Source organism: Streptomyces sp. NPDC048481, assembly GCF_043200075.1.
Classification (GTDB): Bacteria; Actinomycetota; Actinomycetes; order Streptomycetales; family Streptomycetaceae; genus Streptomyces.
The window spans coordinates 296,701-312,938 of the sequence record NZ_JBICXC010000006.1; the positions used below are offsets into that span (position 1 = coordinate 296,701).

General features: G+C 73.9%; 12 protein-coding genes. 2 read left to right on the forward strand and 10 right to left on the reverse strand.

Annotation, left to right across the window (positions count from 1 at the left end):
- Positions 1-14: 14 nt before the first annotated feature.
- The 6 genes from ACGFSH_RS20740 to ACGFSH_RS20765 form a co-directional block, all read right to left on the reverse strand.
- The gene (locus ACGFSH_RS20740; RefSeq protein ID WP_393350603.1) at positions 15-758 is read right to left on the reverse strand and encodes an amino acid ABC transporter ATP-binding protein; all 744 of its coding nucleotides are present in this window, start codon (positions 756-758) and stop codon (positions 15-17) included.
- A 135-nt stretch (positions 759-893) separates the two neighbouring features.
- Positions 894-1,313 (reverse strand): DUF6278 family protein, encoded by a 420-nt coding sequence (locus ACGFSH_RS20745; RefSeq protein WP_393350605.1) that lies wholly within the window; start codon positions 1,311-1,313, stop codon positions 894-896.
- 183 nt (positions 1,314-1,496) lie between these two features.
- Positions 1,497-2,276, reverse strand: a complete 780-nt coding sequence (locus ACGFSH_RS20750) for an exodeoxyribonuclease III (protein WP_393350608.1) — start codon at positions 2,274-2,276, stop codon at positions 1,497-1,499.
- A 30-nt stretch (positions 2,277-2,306) separates the two neighbouring features.
- Positions 2,307-2,942 (reverse strand): MBL fold metallo-hydrolase, encoded by a 636-nt coding sequence (locus tag ACGFSH_RS20755; RefSeq protein ID WP_393350610.1) that lies wholly within the window; start codon positions 2,940-2,942, stop codon positions 2,307-2,309.
- Between the two features lie 32 nt (positions 2,943-2,974).
- Positions 2,975-4,303, reverse strand: a complete 1,329-nt coding sequence (gene pcaC, locus ACGFSH_RS20760) for a 4-carboxymuconolactone decarboxylase (protein ID WP_393350612.1) — start codon at positions 4,301-4,303, stop codon at positions 2,975-2,977.
- Between the two features lie 375 nt (positions 4,304-4,678).
- Entirely contained in the window at positions 4,679-4,870 is a 192-nt protein-coding gene (locus ACGFSH_RS20765; protein ID WP_393350615.1) for a hypothetical protein, read from the reverse strand.
- Between the two features lie 480 nt (positions 4,871-5,350).
- Here ACGFSH_RS20765 and ACGFSH_RS20770 point away from each other — a divergent pair, with 480 nt between their 5' ends.
- Positions 5,351-6,043, forward strand: a complete 693-nt coding sequence (locus ACGFSH_RS20770; RefSeq protein WP_393350617.1) for an ABC transporter ATP-binding protein — start codon at positions 5,351-5,353, stop codon at positions 6,041-6,043.
- The gene (locus ACGFSH_RS20775; RefSeq protein WP_393350620.1) at positions 6,040-8,448 is read left to right on the forward strand and encodes an ABC transporter permease; all 2,409 of its coding nucleotides are present in this window, start codon (positions 6,040-6,042) and stop codon (positions 8,446-8,448) included. Before ACGFSH_RS20770 ends, ACGFSH_RS20775 begins: the two co-directional genes overlap by 4 nt.
- 108 nt (positions 8,449-8,556) lie before the next feature.
- Here the strand turns inward: ACGFSH_RS20775 and ACGFSH_RS20780 are convergent, their stop codons facing one another.
- From ACGFSH_RS20780 to ACGFSH_RS20795, 4 genes are all read right to left on the reverse strand, one after another.
- Complete coding sequence (locus ACGFSH_RS20780; RefSeq protein ID WP_393350623.1) at positions 8,557-11,202, reverse strand: SWIM zinc finger family protein; 2,646 nt, start codon at positions 11,200-11,202, stop codon at positions 8,557-8,559.
- A complete protein-coding gene (locus tag ACGFSH_RS20785; protein ID WP_393350624.1) occupies positions 11,202-14,042 on the reverse strand; it encodes a DEAD/DEAH box helicase in 2,841 nt (946 codons plus the stop codon). The genes ACGFSH_RS20780 and ACGFSH_RS20785 overlap by 1 nt, the downstream gene beginning before the upstream one ends.
- 253 nt (positions 14,043-14,295) lie before the next feature.
- Positions 14,296-14,889: a sugar kinase gene (locus ACGFSH_RS20790; protein ID WP_393350627.1), complete on the reverse strand. Its 594-nt coding sequence runs from the start codon at positions 14,887-14,889 to the stop codon at positions 14,296-14,298.
- A gap of 68 nt (positions 14,890-14,957) precedes the next feature.
- A complete protein-coding gene (locus ACGFSH_RS20795) occupies positions 14,958-16,106 on the reverse strand; it encodes an ROK family glucokinase (RefSeq protein WP_190147474.1) in 1,149 nt (382 codons plus the stop codon).
- Positions 16,107-16,238 lie beyond the last annotated feature (132 nt).

Sequence of the window (16,238 nt, forward strand, 5' to 3'; positions counted from 1 at the left end):
GCCGCCGTCCGGGTTCAGTGCTTGAGGATCTTGGACAGGAAGTCCTTGGCGCGGTCGCTGCGCGGGTCGGTGAAGAACTCTTCGGGCGTGCGGTCCTCGACGATGCGGCCGTCGGCCATGAAGAGCACCCGGTTGGCGGCTGAGCGCGCGAAGCCCATCTCGTGGGTGACGACGACCATGGTCATGCCGTCGCGGGCCAGTTGCCGCATCACCTCCAGCACCTCGTTGATCATCTCGGGGTCGAGGGCCGAGGTGGGCTCGTCGAAGAGGAGCGCCTTGGGGTCCATGGCGAGGGCGCGGGCGATGGCCACGCGCTGCTGCTGGCCACCGGAGAGCTGCGCGGGGTACTTGTCGGCCTGGTCGGCGAGGCCCACCCGGTCGAGCAGTTCGCGCGAGCGCCGGTCGGCGTCGTCCTTCTTGCGCCGACGGACCTTCACCTGCCCGAGCGAGACGTTCTGAAGGACCGTCTTGTGGGCGAAGAGGTTGAACGACTGGAAGACCATGCCGACCTCGGAACGCAGCTTCGCCAGGTTCCTGCCCTCCTCGGGCAGCGGTTGCCCGTCGAGGGTGATCGTGCCGGACGCGATCGGCTCCAGCCGGTTGATCGCACGGCACAGCGTCGACTTGCCCGACCCCGACGGGCCGATCACCACGACCACCTCCCCCCTGCCGACGGTGAGGGAGACGTCCTGCAGAACATGCAGCTCCCCGAAGTACTTGTTGACGTCACGCAGCTCGATCAGCGGATCGACGGCCATGCGCAGCCCTACTCACTCTCAGCTGTGTCGTGGTCGCCGCAAACTATCCACATAAGGACAGGGTGAAGAAGCGACACGCATTTTGCGGCGATTAGCCGTATTTACGGCAGTGACGGAAGCCGGCCCGCACCCGCTTCAGTGTTCGGCCACCTCGGCGTACAGCTGGGACAGTTCCGGGGTCCCGGTCGCCGCCCACTCGAACCCGGCCGCGACGACGTCGATCTCCCGCCCGGACGTCAGCCGGACGACCGCCTCCCCGCCGGGCCTGATCACCCATGCGGCGCCGGGCACCGTGCGCACCACGACGGTCCCCAGATAGAGCCCCGCGTCATGGCCGAACCACGGCAGGTTCTCCTCGTCCTCCCGCCAGCGCGGCGGGAGCTGGTCCAGCGCCTCCAGCGAGTCGGCGCTGTCGTCGAGCCCGATCCCCTCCCGGGCCGCGTGGGAGCGCAACACCTCGCATTCGGAGAGGAGTTCGGCGATCCCCTCGGGGTCCTCGGCCAGCACCGCCGCCCGGCGCTCCTTGCTCTTGTTGCCCAGGAAAGGGATGTTCATAAGCCCAGAGTGACACCGGCCCGGGCAGCCGCACCACAGGCGCGCGGGCGCGGGCCGGCTCGCTCCACGCGGCCCGGCACGAGGGCGGCCGGGCCACCGGAGGGCCGGCGTCGTCCAGGACCTGTCGTTCGGATCAGCGCGCAGGGTATCGGCGGGGCTTGTCGATGCCGGTGAGCGGGGGCCCTAGACGTCCAGGTCGACCACGACCGGGGCGTGGTCCGAGGCGCCCTTGCCCTTGCGCTCCTCACGGTCCACATAGGCGTCCTCGACCGCCTTGGCGAACGGCTCGTTGCCGTACACCAGGTCGATGCGCATACCGCGGTTCTTGGGGAAGCACAGCTGGCGGTAGTCCCAGTAGGTGAACGGGCGGTCGTACTTCAGGGGGCGCGGGACGACGTCGGACAGGCCGGCCTCCCGCAGGGACGCCAGCGCCGCCCGCTCGGCCGGCGTGACATGGGTGGCGCCCTCGAAGGCCGCCACGTCGTAGACGTCGTCGTCGGTCGGGGCCACGTTGTAGTCGCCCAGGACCGCGAACGGGCGGCTGCCCGCCGCGTCCCCCGCGACCGCGGCCCTGAGCGCCTCGAACCACTCCAGCTTGTAGGCGTAGTGCGGGTGCCCGACCTCGCGGCCGTTGGGCACGTACACCGACCAGACGCGCACCGGACCGCATGTCGCCGAGATCGCGCGGGGCTCCGGCGCCCCGTCGAAACCCGGATCGCCGGGCAGGCCCTTGACGACGTCCTCGACGCCCACCCGGGAGATCACCGCCACGCCGTTCCACCGGCCCGTGGCGTGCACCGCGGCCTCGTAGCCCAGTTCACGCAGCTGTTCGAGCGGGAACTGCGCCTCGGCGACCTTGGCCTCCTGGAGGCACAGCACATCGGTGCCGCTGCTCTCCAGCCAGGCCAGGAGCCTCGGCAGGCGGGCGGTGATCGAGTTCACGTTCCAGGTCGCGATGCGCATGTCCCACAACCTACCGGGCGCCACCGACACTCACAGGGCCGTGCTCTCCCCCGGCGCCAGCCGCAGGTGCTCCGCGCCGCCGAGGGCTCCGATCTGGTTGTCGTAGATCGGGCGGGCGAGGTCGGTGAGGAGGGCGTCGTGGATGTCGTAGGCGCGCTGCGGCTTCACCTCGCGCACGTAGTCGATGACCTCGGAGATCTTGCTCCAGGGGGCCATCACCGGCAGCATCAGCGTCTCCACGGGCCGGTCGGGGACCGTCAGCGCGTCACCCGGGTGGAAGACGCGGCCGCCGTCGACGAGGTAGCCGACGTTGGTCAGGCGCGGGATGTCCGGGTGGATCACGGCGTGCAGTTCGCCGTGGACCTGCACGTCGAACCCCGCCGCGGTGAACGTGTCGCCGTGGCCGACGGTGTGCACGCGGCCGGGGAAGGCGGCGGAGAGCTTCTCCGCGACGGACTTCAGCGTCCAGACCTCGACGGCCGGGTCGGCCTCCAGGACCGTCCGCAGCCGCTTCTCGTCGAAGTGGTCGAGGTGCTCGTGCGTGACCAGGATCGCCTCGGCGCCGAGGGTCGCGTCCTGCTCGCTGAAGGCGCCCGGATCGAGGACGAGGGTGCGGCCGTCCTTCTCGAGACGGACGCAGGCGTGCGACATCTTGGTGAGCTTCATGCGTCCATCCTGCACCCGGGCCGCGCCGCCCCTCACTCGGTGGGCGTCGTCTCCTCCCGGACGACCTGCTGCGCCACCCGGAACGCGCTGTTCGCCGCGGGCACCCCGCAGTACACGGCCGCCTGGAGCAGGATCTCCTTGATCTCGTCCGGGGTGAGGCCGTTGCGCAGCGCGGCCCGCGTGTGGGAGGCGAGGTCTTCCAGATGACCGCCGGCGACCAGCGCGGTGAGCGTGACGCAGGAACGCGAGCGCCGGTCGAGGCCGGGCCGGTCCCAGATCTCGCCCCAGGCGTAGCGGGTGACGAACTCCTGGAAGTCGCCCGAGAAGTCGTCGGCCCCGGCCAGCGCGCGCTCGACGTGGGCGTCGCCGAGGACCTCGCGGCGCACCTTCAGACCCGCGTCGTAGGGGTCCGGGCGGCCCGGGGCGCGCGAGGGCTGCGGGTCCGGGGCCGGAGCGATCTCGGCGACGGCGAACGGCTGCGGGGGCTGCTGCACCTGCTGGGACTGCTGGGGCGGGTTCGGCAGCATCCGGACGGGGATGCCGGGGATCGCGGTCTGCCCGGTGCCGGAGTCGTAGGCGGGCTGCCAGGCGGTGGAGAAGTGCCGGACCAGCAGGTCGGTGACGGCCGCGGGCTGCTCCACCGGGACCAGGTGCGAGGCCCCGGGCACGACGGCGAGGCGGGAGTCCGGGATGCCGGCCACCAGGGTGCGCGCCTCGGCGGGCCCGGTGACCTGGTCGTCGGAGCCGACCAGGACCAGGGTCGGGGCCCCGACGCGACCGATCTCCGCCCGCACGTCGAACGCGGCCAGCGCCTCGCAGGCCGCGATGTAGCAGCCGGGGTCGGTGGTGCGCACCATCTGCACGGCCCACTCGGTGATCGCGGGCTGCGCGGCCGCGAAGCCGCTGGTGAACCAGCGGTCGGGCGAGGTGCGGGCGATGGGGTCGAGGCCGTTGGTGCGCACGATCACGCCGCGCTGACGGAACTCGTCGGCCGTGCCGAACCGCGGCGAGGCGGCGATCAGCGCGAGGGATGCGACGCGTTCGGGATGGCGCAGGGCCAGCTCCACGCCGACCGCGCCGCCGAACGCGCAGCCCGCGTAGCCGAAGCGCTGCACCCCGAGCCCGTCGAGCGTGGCGAGCAGCCGCGCGGCGAGGTCGGCGACGGAACCCGCCGGATAGGCCGGCGCGCCGCCGTGCCCCGGCAGGTCGAACCGGAACACCCGCCACTGCTGGGCCAGTTCGGGAACCTGGCGGTCCCACATGTGCCAGGTGGTGCCCAGCGAGGGACCCAGGATCAGGACGGGAGCCTCTTCTGGCCCGTCAAAGCGGTATTGCAGGGTGTTCGACGGTGTCTCACTCACGCCCCAGACCCTCTCACGTATGACGGACGCGGTCACAGGGGGGTGTCGACGGGCACCCCTCTGACCAGGTCGAAGACCTCGCGGACGGCAGTATGCCGCGCCGGACGGCGGACGGCCGCACGGCGGCGGTCACCCGCACACCGCGTTCACGGAACGCGTGAGCGGACGCCGTCCGGCACCCCCTCCGGATCCCGCCCGGGACCGCACCGGACAACCGTCCCACGGGTCCTGCCCGTTCGGCACGACTCGATCAATCCCCGACGGGTTCGTCCCGACCGGTGTTCGATCCGGGTCACGCGGGCTGCCAAGCGGGCGACTTCGGGCCCACTCGTGACCGGCGTGCGCGCGGATCCCCCGCCGGTCGCCGACCGGGGATCACCCGACCGCCCCGACGGCGTACAGCGCGCCCGGTGCCGCCATGGCCGCGCCGATCGCACGGAACGCCAGGGTGTTGCCGCGCTCGAGCCGCTGTCCGGCCCGGCTGCCCACCCGGGCCGCGAAGGCGGGCCCGAAGACGGCCATGACCGCACCGCTCACGGCGATGAGCAGACCTGCGACGGTGTGCACCGTCTCCTCCTCCGTGTCGGGGGCAGGCGCGTCCGACGCCACGCCTCCCCTTGTCCTGCCGTCCTGCGCCGTCCCTACCTATCCCTTCAGGCCGAGGTCGGTGCCTGGTCGGTGCCGTGCCGGTCGATCGCCTGTCGACCGCGCGCCGTTGCCGGGACGCACTCCGCCGGCCGGGAGGCGTCGAGGCGGGAGCGCGTCGGGTTCGTCGTGCCGACCGGCCCTGCGGGTGCGGTCGTTGACGGATCGGCACCGCAGGCCGGCCGTTTCCGAACCGTGATGATCTCGGTCGCCGGGTCCCTCACCTGCGCTGCCGCACGCGGTGCCACGGTCTGCACACTCGATGTATACACCCCATGTATACACGGTGTGTAGAGTACGGTCGTGGCCAGCTGCCGAGGGGTCGACTCCTCCTCGGCCGGGCCCTGTTCGCCGGAAACCGACCACCGCCCGACTCGACAGACTCCGTGAGGCCGTGACCCGATGACCCCTTCTCCCCCCGGCTCCCTGCTCGTCGCCGAGGACCTGCGCAAGGCCTACGGCCCGACCATGGCGCTCGACGGCGCCGGCTTCTCCATCCGCCCCGGCGAGGTCGTCGCCGTCATGGGCCCCTCGGGATCCGGCAAGTCCACGCTGCTGCACTGCCTCGCCGGAATCGTCCAGCCCGACTCCGGAACGATCTCCTACGACGGGCGTGACCTGACGTCGATGAACGACGCCCGGCGCAGCGAACTGCGCCGCTCAGAGCTCGGGTTCGTGTTCCAGTTCGGCCAGCTGGTGCCCGAACTGACCTGCGTGGAGAACGTCGCCCTGCCGCTGCGGCTGAACGGCGCCTCACGCAAGGAAGCCGAGCGGACCGCGCTCGGCTGCATGCAGCGCCTGAAGGTCGACGACCTCAGGGCCAAGCGTCCCGGCGAGGTCTCCGGCGGCCAGGGGCAGCGGGTCGCCGTGGCCCGTGCGCTGGTCACCGGTCCGCGCCTGCTGTTCGCGGACGAACCCACCGGTGCGCTCGACTCCGCCAACGGCGAGCGCGTGATGGAGCTGCTCACCGAGGCGGCCCGCTCGGCCGACGCCGCCGTCGTCCTCGTCACCCACGAGACGCACGTGGCCGCCTTCGCCGACCGCGAGGTCGTCGTCCGCGACGGGAAGTCCCAGGACATGGAGCGCGCCGTATGAGCACGAGCGGCGAGCAGCTCCCGCCCCGGCGCGGACGAGCGTGGGAGAGGGCGGCCGCGGACCTGGCCCTGGGGGCCCGCTTCGCGGTCAGCGGCGGGCGTGAGGGCTGGGTGCGGATGACCCTCACCGGCGTCGGCGTGGGCCTCGGCGTGGCACTGCTCCTGCTGTGCACCGCCCTGCCCAACGTGTTCGCCGCCCGCGACCGGGTGGAGGAGGCCCGCTTCGACGACACGTTCCTGTCGTCCGAGAAGGCCCCGCCGAAGGCCGACGACACCTTCCTGATCGCCGGCACCGACACCACGTGGCACGACGACGACATCCGCGGCCGCCTCGTCGAACCCGAAGGCCGCCGGGCGCCGCTGCCGCCGGGCGTCGACGGCTACCCGGCCAAGGGCGAGATGGTGGTCTCCCCCGCGCTCAAGGACCTGCTCGACTCGGACGGCGCCGCGCTGCTGCGGGCACGTCTGCCCTACCGAATCACCGGCACGATCGGCGAGAGCGGCCTCATCGGCTCGCACGAACTGGCCTACTACGCGGGCGCCTCGGGGCTGAAACCCGCGGACGGCTCCCCCGTGCACCGGCTGAACCGGTACGGCCGGCCCGACACCCCGGACCCCTCGGACGCGGCCGAGAAGACCGACCCGGTGCTGCTGCTCATGATCCTCGTCGTGTTCGTGGTGCTGCTGGCCCCGGTCGCCGTGTTCATCGCCGCGGCCGTCCGCTTCGGCGGCGAGCGCCGCGACCGCCGGCTGGCCGCGCTGCGCCTGGTCGGCGCGGACAGCCGCATGACCCGGCGGATCGCGGCGGGCGAGGCACTCGCCGGAGCCCTGCTCGGCCTGGTCGTCGGCACCGGCTTCTTCCTCCTCGGCCGTCAGACCCTGGGCTCCACCGAGGTGCTGGGCGTGAGCGTCTGGCCCAGCTACCTCGACCCCTCCCCCGCGCTCGCCGCGCTGGTCGCGGTGGCGATCCCGGTCGCCGCGGTCCTCGTCACGCTGCTCGCGATGCGCGGGGTCGTGGTGGAACCGCTCGGCGTCGTGCGCGCGGCCAGGCAGCGCCGCCGCCGGCTGTGGTGGCGACTGCTGCCGCCGCTCGCCGGCCTCGCGATGCTCTACCCGTCGATCGGCAAGGGCCGCGAGAACGGCGACTACAACAAGTACCTCGTCACCGGTGGCGTCCTGCTGCTGCTGACCGGCATCACCGCGCTGCTCCCCTGGGTCGTGGAGGCGGTCGTCGACCGTCTCGGCAAGGGTCCGCTGTCCTGGCAGCTCGCCGTACGGCGGCTGCAACTGAGCAGCGGGACCGCCGCCCGCATGGTCAACGGCATCGCCGTCGCCGTGGCCGGAGCCATCGCCTTGCAGATGCTGTTCACCGGAACGCAGAGCCAGTACGTCAAGGCCACCGGCCAGGACCCCGGCCGGGTCCAGATGCAGGTCGACTTCAGCGACCGCAAGCCGTTGTCCGGTGTCGAGCGCGCGTTCACCGGCACCAAGGGGGTCCGGGCCGCGGTGGCTCTGGCCATGTCCCAGTACGGGGACGCGCGTCGCGACCCGGAGAACACCAACGGCCTGACGGTGGGCGGCTGCACGGCCCTGCGCGAACTCGCCACGCTGCCCTCCTGCAAGGACGGCGACGTGTTCGTGACGCGCACCAGGACCGGCTACACCGACAACCGCAACGACGCCGAGATCGCCGTGGTGAAGCCCGGACGCCGTCTCTACATCGACCCCTCGTACGGCGACTCCACCGAGCGCGGCATCGAGGCGCCCTGGACCGTGCCGGCCAACGTGCGGGTGGTGGACGCGCGCAAGGACTCGCTGGGGGACTTCAACAGCCTGCTGGTCACCCCCGCCGCGCTGCCCGCCGAGGCCTCGCCCGCGCTGTACTCGGCCGGGGTCTACCTGCGACTGGACCCGGCGGTCTCCGAGTCACGCGAGTACGTGCGCAACGTCGTCGCCCGGATCGACCCCCTGGCGCACGACTACAGCTGGTCCGCGACTCAGGAGAACGCCAGGTACGCGTCCATCCGCACCGGCCTGTTCGTCGGCTCCGCCTTCGTGCTGGCGCTGATCGGCGCGAGCCTGCTGGTCTCCCAGCTGGAGCAGCTGCGCGAGCGCCGCAAGCTGCTCTCCGCGCTGCTCGCCTTCGGCACCCGGCGCCGCACGCTGAGCCTGTCGGTGCTGTGGCAGACGGCCCTCCCGGTGGGGCTCGGCCTCGTCCTGGCCGCGACGGTGGGCGTCACCCTCGGCACGGTGCTGCTGAAGATGACCCGTACACCGGTGGCCATGGACTGGCCGAGCGTCCTGACCATGACGGGCGTGGGCGCGGCCGTGGTCGCCGTGGTGACCCTGCTCAGCCTGCCGCCGCTGCTGCGGATGATGCGCCCGGACGGCCTGCGCACCGAATGACCCGCCGCCGCACAACCCGGGGTGGGCTCCCCCTGGGGGCCCACCCGGGGCTCGGGCTGCGGGGCCGGGGTTTTCGGGGCCGGGGTTTTCGGGGGCGGGGCGTGCGGGTCAGAGGTCGTCCGAGGCGCCGAGGCCCGTGAGCGCGCCCACCGGGTCGGAGTCGGGGGTGCCTCTGGGCCACCAGTCGTCCTCGCCCGGTTCCGACTCGTACGCGTACCACAGCCCGTCCTGTCCGTAGCGGAGCTGGACGTGACCGCGCGGGTGGGTGAGGTGGTTGCGACGCGGGCGGAAGGCGGGCAGGTCGGCGGCGAGCAGCAGCGGGCGGGCCCGGTCGAAGCGGCCCGCCGGCGGATCCCAGGCCTCCTCCAGGACCGTCAGCCCGTCCGGGCCGCCCTGCCGCCAGGCGGCCACCGCGCGCGCCAGCTCGGAGGGAGTGCGGCCCGCGGCGGAGGCGAGGGAGGCGTAGAGGGACCGGGTGGCGGCGGTGAGCCCCGAACCGGGACGGGACGCGGCGAGCCGTACCGCGTCCTGCCAGAGCGTCAGTGCGCCGATCCGGTCGCGGCCGGTGGTCAGCAGGGTGTGCGCGCGGGCCGCCGCGTCCGTCGCGAGGTGGTCCAGCGCGAAGGCGTCGGGCCCGTTCGGGGCGGACGGGTAGGCCGGGGGCTGCTCGGGGTGCGCCGGCGGGGGCAGCGGGGCCGGCAGGGGCGGGAGCCGCCGTTCGGCGAGGACTTCCGCCGCTCGCACGCCCGCCAGGGGCTCCGGTTGCCCGTCCTGCTCCTGCGCGGCGCGCGCCGCGCGGACGGCGTTGCGGCGCGACAGCGCGTCGAGCACCTCGCGTTCCCCGCGGCCGCGCAGCAGAAGCAGCACGAAGGGGTCCGCGTCGAGGAGACGCGCCGTCTGGTAGCAGAGGGCGGCCGCGTGCTTGCAGGGGTGACCGCGGTCGGGGCAACTGCACTGCGGTTCCAGGTCGCCGGGACCGGGCAGCAGCGGCACACCGCAGTCGGCGAGGGACTCGGGCATCTCCTTGTCGAGCAGCGCCGCGATGTGTCCGGGGCGCTCGACGGCGGCGTCCAGGAAACGCTCCCAGGCGTCGCCTCCCAGGGTGCGCAGCCGGACCTGCACCCGGTAGGGGCGCGGACGGCTGCCCTGCACATACGCCAGGACCAGCCCGGGGGTGACCGTGATCGCGTCCACGTTTCCCTGCTCGGCGTAACCGCGTCCGCGCGCCAGCCGCTTGACGTCCAGGGCGCCCTCCTCCAGCGCGGCCACCCAGGCGTTGCCCCACCAGGTCCCGGCGAAGGCACCGCCGACGCGGGGCGGGAACGCGGGGAACGTACGGCGGTGATCGCCGTCCCGCGAGGGGGCGGCCATGGAACGCGGCGCCCGGGCCGCCTCGACGGGCGGGGCGGGGACATCGCCCTCGGTGTCCGAAGGGGTCGCGGGCGGCGGGGCTGCCGCCGCCGGGGCCGTGCCCGGCTGGGGCGAAGGCGTGGTCTCCGAAGGCACGGTCTTCGACGCCTCGGTCGCCCCGGACGCGGCCGGCGGACGTCCTGGGCGTGCAGACGCGAGCGGATCGGTGACGTGAGGAGGGGGCGGGCCCGCCGGGACGCCCGGCACCGCCGCCCTCGTTCCGGCGGTCGGAGAGCCGTCGGCCGGCTCCGCGACCGTGGACGGCACGCCGGTGCCGGGGCCGGGGTCGGCCGGCTCGTCGGCCGGCATCCGGAAGGCGCCCGCGAGCACGTCCCTCACCGCACGCGCGCGTTCACGGGCCACGGGATCGGGGGCGTGACCCTGGATCCGGTCTCCCGCAAGGCGGCGCTCGGGGCGCGGGCGGGGGCGGGGGCGGATGCGGGCACCGGTGCGCGCGCTCTCGCGCTCACGCCCGGCTCGTTCCCCCGCCCGGCCCGTTTCCCGTGATTCGGTCGTCGTTTCCGTCGGTTCCGTCGTCTCCCCCGCCTCCGCCTCCTTCGCATCCTGCCGGGCCTGTGCGCGGGCCGCGCGCAGCGCCTCGCGGGCGACGTCCCCGGGGCGCGGCCCGGCCGGGAGACGTGAGGACGGCGAGGTGGGCGCGGCGGGCAGGTCGTTCCCCTCCGGCGCCGGGTGCCCGTCGGCGGTGTGGTCACGTGCGGTGGGCCCCGGGGCGTCGAGGGGCGAGGAGTCGGCGGTTGACGGCGCCTGCGGGGCGGAGGCGGCGGCCGGGGCGGGAGCCGCGGGCGGTGTCGCGGGGTTGCCCGCGGTGCGGCGCAGGGCCGCGCGCACCGCGTCGGCCGGGCTCGGCGCCGAGTCCTCGTACGAGCGGTCGGTGCGCCGCCCCCCGGTCGCGGGCAGGGGTCCTCCGTCCGCCCGGCTCCCCTGAGGCTGCGCCGACGTGCCTTCCCTCGCGGAGAGTGTCTCCGGCGACTGCCCCTGCGTCCGCTTCACGCTCCGGCTCGGCTGCGGTTCCCCTCGGCGTTCCTTGGCCGCCCTCAGCGCACGGCGCACCTCGTCGGCCGGGCTGCCGGACCCCTGCCCCTGACGCGACCGTTGCGTGCCGGTCCCGTTTCCGTCCGTCTCGTCCGCGCCGGTCTCGTCCACGTCGATCCCGTCCGCGTCCGGCTCGCCCGCTGTCCCGAACGGGCCGCTCAGGTCGGTGGGCGCGACGGGGTGCCCCCCGTGCCTCCGGAGCCGCTCGCCCCCGCTCTCGTTCTTCTTCTGGTTTTCGTTCTTCTTCTGGTTTTCGTTCTTCTTCTCGTTCTCGGTCTCGTTCTCCGGCATCACGCCTCCCTCCGGAGCCTGACCAGGTCGGACAGTTCACGGTCGGTGAGTTCGGTGAGGGCCGACTCGCCGGTGCCGAGGATCGCGTCGGCCAGGGCGCGCTTGGCCTGCAGCATCTCGGCGATGCGGTCCTCGACCGTGCCCTCGGTGATCAGGCGGTGGACCTGGACGGGCTGGGTCTGGCCGATGCGGTAGGCGCGGTCCGTGGCCTGTTCCTCCACCGCCGGGTTCCACCAGCGGTCGAAGTGGACGACATGGCCCGCGCGGGTCAGGTTGAGGCCGGTGCCGGCGGCTTTCAGGGAGAGGACCAGGACCGGGGTCGCGCCGTCCTGGAAGCGGTCCACCATCCGCTCCCGTTCCGGCACCGGCGTGCCGCCGTGGAGCATTTCGACCGGGACCGCGCGGGCGGCGAGGTGGGCGGTGATCAGACGGCCCATCGTGACGTACTGGGTGAAGACGAGGGCCGAGCCGTCCTCCGCGAGGAGGGTGTCCAGCAGTTCGTCCAGCAGGGCGAGCTTGCCGGAGCGGGCGGCCAGGGCGTCGCCGGTCGAGGCGGCGGTCTCCTTGAGGTAGAGCGCGGGATGGTCGCAGATCTGCTTGAGCGCGCCGAGGAGCTTCAGCACCAGGCCACGCCGCGCGATGCCGTCCGCCGTCTCGATCGCCAGCAGGGACTCGCGCACGACGGCCTCGTACAGCGCCGCCTGTTCGCGGGTGAGCGGCACCGGGTGGTCCGTCTCGGTCTTGGGCGGCAGCTCGGGCACGATGCCCGGGTCGGACTTCCTGCGGCGCAGCAGGAACGGGCGCACCAGGCGGGCGAGGCGCTCCACCGCCTGGTCGTCCTCGCCGTTCTCGACGGCGCGCGCGTGCCGGGCGCGGAAGGACTTCAGGGGGCCGAGGAGGCCCGGGGTCGTCCAGTCGAGCAGGGCCCACAGTTCGGAGAGGTTGTTCTCCACGGGCGTGCCCGTCAGGGCCACGCGCGCGGGGGTGCCGATCGTGCGCAGCGCCTTCGCGGTCGCCGAGTAGGGGTTCTTGACGTGCTGGGCCTCGTCCGCGACGACCATGCCCCAGGCGCGGCCGGCGAGGGCCGGGGCCGCCGAGCGCATCGTGCCGTAGGTGGTGAGGACGAAGCCGCCCGGCAGGTCGGCCAGGCTGCGGTCGGGGCCGTGGAATCGGCGCACGGGCACGCCGGGCGCGAAACGGTTGATCTCGCGCTGCCAGTTGCCCATCAGGGAGGCCGGGCAGACCACCAGGGTCGGTTCGGTGCGGTCCCGCTTGAGGTGCAGGGCGATGACGGTGATCGTCTTGCCGAGGCCCATGTCGTCGGCGAGACAGCCGCCGAGGCCGAGGGACGTCATCAGGTCCAGCCAGGCCAGTCCGCGCAGTTGGTAGTCGCGGAGCGTGGCGTCCAGACCGGCGGGCGGCTCGGCGGGCGGCACCCCGGCGGTGAGGCGGTCGCGCAGGACGGCCAGGGCGCCGACGGGCACGGCCTCGACGCTCTCGCCGTCGACCTCGGCGGTGCCGGTGAGGGCGGCGGACAGGGCGTCCACCGGGTCCAGCAGGCCCAGTTCGCGCTTGCGGGCCTTGCGCACGAGCGCCGGGTCCACCAGGACCCACTGGTCGCGGAGCCGGACGACCGGGCGGTGCGCCTCCGCCAGCATGTCCATCTCGGCCTCGCTCAGCGGATCGCCGCCGAGCGCGAGCTGCCAGCGGAACTGCAGGAGGTCCTCGCTCTCGAAGAACCCGGTGCCGTCGGTCGCCGAACCGGGGGCGGGCCGCACCACGGCGGCGGCGCTGAGATCCTGCGCCAGGTCCCTCGGCCAGTGCACGGCGACCCCGGCCGCCGCGAGCCGGGTGGCCGCCACCCCGAGCAGGTCGTTCAGCTCGTCCTCGGACAGGGCCAGGACGTCCGGCGTGTCCTGTTCGGCGAGGCGGGCGAGGGGCGGCCAGACGCGGGCGGCACGGCGGACCGCGAGAGCCGCGTCCACACGGGCGCGTGCCCCGAAGGCGGCGTCGGCCTCGCCCGCCCACAGCGCCGCCGCGTCCGTCACCAGGGTGGGGTCGGCGAGGCTGTGCACCTGCACGATCGCCGCGCCCGCGCCGCGCGAGCGGCCGTCGTCACCGGCGTCGAACATGTCGTACGCGGACAGGTCGAGGCGCAGCGAGACGCGCACGCCCGCGTCCATGCCGGCGGCGACCTCGGCGGCCCAGTCGTGCGCGCCCGGCAGACGGTGGGGCCGGCGGTCGGCGAAGGGTTTCCCGCAGGCGTGCGGCGCGGCGGGGGTGCGGGGCAGGGTGTCCGCGACCGCGTCCAGGAAGGACCGCATGAGCGCCTCCGGCTGCGGCAGCCGGAGCGCGCCCGCGCCGGGGAGCGGCACGGCGTGGCCCTCCGCGGGGAGCGCGGCGGCGATCGCGCGCAGGTGGGCGATGTCCTCCGGGTCGAGCGGGCCGGCCCGCCAGGCGTCGTGTCCTGCGGGCGTCAGGCCGGGCAGCAGCCGGCCCCGGGCGGTGAGCCGCAGGGCGTGCAGCGCGGCCGCGCCCCAGCAGGCGGTCGCGGGGTGGGAGGCGGGGTCGTGGCGGGCGCGCACGAGCAGCGGGAGCGCCTCGTCGAGCGGCAGTGACAGGGCGGGGACCTGCCCGCGGCGGATCGAGGAGCCGTGCCGGCGGACCACGGTGAGTTCCGTGTGCTCCGCGTCCGCCGCCGGGGGCAGCGGGGCGTCGGCCGGGTCCCACAACGCGATGCGGCCCTCGCGCGGAAGGGAGCCGGGCAGGAAGACGGCGGCGAGCCGTACGCGGACGGAGCCGGGCTCCGCCCGCGCGGTGCCGTCGAGCAGCGCGCTCATGCCTTGTGTCCACCTCCCGCCCGTGTGTCGGATCAGTCGTCTTCGACTCTACGGGCGGCCTCTGACAATCGGCCCCGGCAGCCGGCGGTCCCCGCTCCGGACGCCTGCGCGGTTCTCCCGGGCGCCCGCGCGGTCCCCATCGCGGCCGCGTAGGTGAGGCAGGAGGGCGCACGGGCGGACGGGCCCGCACGTCCGCGGGCCGCTCACGCCGGGCCGAACGTCGCGTCACGGAATGTGTGTGACGGGACGTCTGTCACGGGACGGTGCGTGAGACCACGTAGACGAAGGGGTACGTCGCGTTGCCCGTGTTCACCACCACGTCCAGCGTCGGGTCGGGGTTCTTCCGGCCGCGGACGAGGCCGAAGAAGTCGCCGGGGCGGGAGCCGGGGCCGGAGAACTTCCAGCCGGTGATCTCCTGGTCGCGGGCGCTGATGGCGATGTCGCCCTTCTTCAGGTCCGCGCGGCTGACGCCGATGTTCGCGAGGAACTCGTCGAGGCCCACGTGGGTCGTCTGGAACTGGACGTAGAGGCGGCTGGTCTTCCAGTTGTTCGTCTCGTAGTAGGCGACCTGGTTCGACGGATGCGGGATCGGCACCTGGTACAGCCGGCGCTGGATCTTCGAGGGCCAGCCCTCGGTCAGGCCGGTCGCCGAGTACTTCTCCTCCTTGTCCTTGCCGCTGTCACGGCTCTGGTTGGCGGAGATCACCAGATAGCCGGCGGGCACGCCGATGAGCAGCACGATGATCAGCAGGGTGATCGCTCTGCGGCGGATCACGTGACGGCGGTCCTCCGGAGGGCGGGAGGGCTCGGCCGGGGACGCGCCCTGGTGGGGCAGCGAGGGTGTCATGCGAGGTCCGAGGTGGTACGGGGCGGTGCGGCCGGTCAGGCCGTCGCCGGGGCGGGACGACAGGGCCGTCAGGCCGTGTCCTGGGTGCGGCGGGCCGCCTCGGTGAACCGTTCGAAGCGCTCGAAGCGCTCCACGCGCCGCCGCTTGGCCCGCCGGAAGCGGCGGGCGACCAGACGGGCCAGGTCGGCGGCCCCGACCATGCCGGCCTCGGGGCCGAGCTGGGCGCGCACGATCCGCGCCTCGGGACGGTAGCCGCGGCCGGTGAGCTGGCGCTTGAAGGCGTCGCGCGCGGGGCTGATCAGCAAGTCGTCGGCGGCCGATACGCCGCCGCCGATCACGAAGCAGGACGGGTCGAGCGCGGCGGCCAGGTTGGCGATGCCGACGCCGAGCCACTGACCGATGTCCTGGAGCAGCTCGATGCACATGGCGTCGCCCTCGCGGGCCAGCTCGGTGATCATCGGGCCGGTGATGTCGCCGATGTTGCCCTTGACGTGCTCGATGATCCCGTAGGCCACCGGGGAGTCGGCCGCGGCCAGCTCGCGCGCCTCCCTGACCAGCGCGTTGCCGGAGCTGTACTGCTCCCAGCAGCCGCGGTTGCCGCACGGGCAGCGGTGGCCGCCGGGGACGACCTGCATATGGCCGAACTCGCCGGCGACGCCGTACTTTCCGCGCTTGACCTGGCCGTCCTCCAGGATGGCGCCCCCGATGCCGGTGCCGAGCGTGATCATGACGAGGTGGTCCTCGCCGCGGCCCGCGCCGAAGCGCCATTCCGCCCAGGCCGCGGTGTTGGCGTCGTTGTCGACCAGGACGGGCACCGACAGGCGGCCGGAGAGCCGGTCGCGCAGCGGCTCGTTGCGCCAGGACAGGTGGGGGGCGAACAGGACGCGGTTGCGGTCGGCGTCGACCCAGCCGGCCGCGCCGATGCCGACGGCGTGCACGTCGTGCCGGTCGGACAGGTCCAGGACGAGTTCGGCGATCGTGTCCTCGACGACCTTCGGGCTCTTGGACTTGTCCGGGGTCTCCGTGCGGAGCTTCTCCAGGATGTTGCCGTCGGCGTCGACGACCCCCGCCATCACCTTGGTGCCGCCGATGTCGATGCCGACGGTCGGCACGCGGGGCGCGGTGAGGTGCGAGCGGCGCTCCCTCGTACCCACCGTGCGAAGTGCGGGGGCGCGGCGGGAGCCGATGGGGGCGCTGAAGTTGCCGTAGGTGCTCATCGCCGCCGATTCTGCCTCACCGCCGTGCCGGGTGCCGAGCGGGGCGACGCGCACGCGACGAAGCCCACGCCGGCGCCGCACACGTCGCCCGTGCGGTCCGTTCCGGCTCCCACCGCGCCCGCCTGCGCTTTC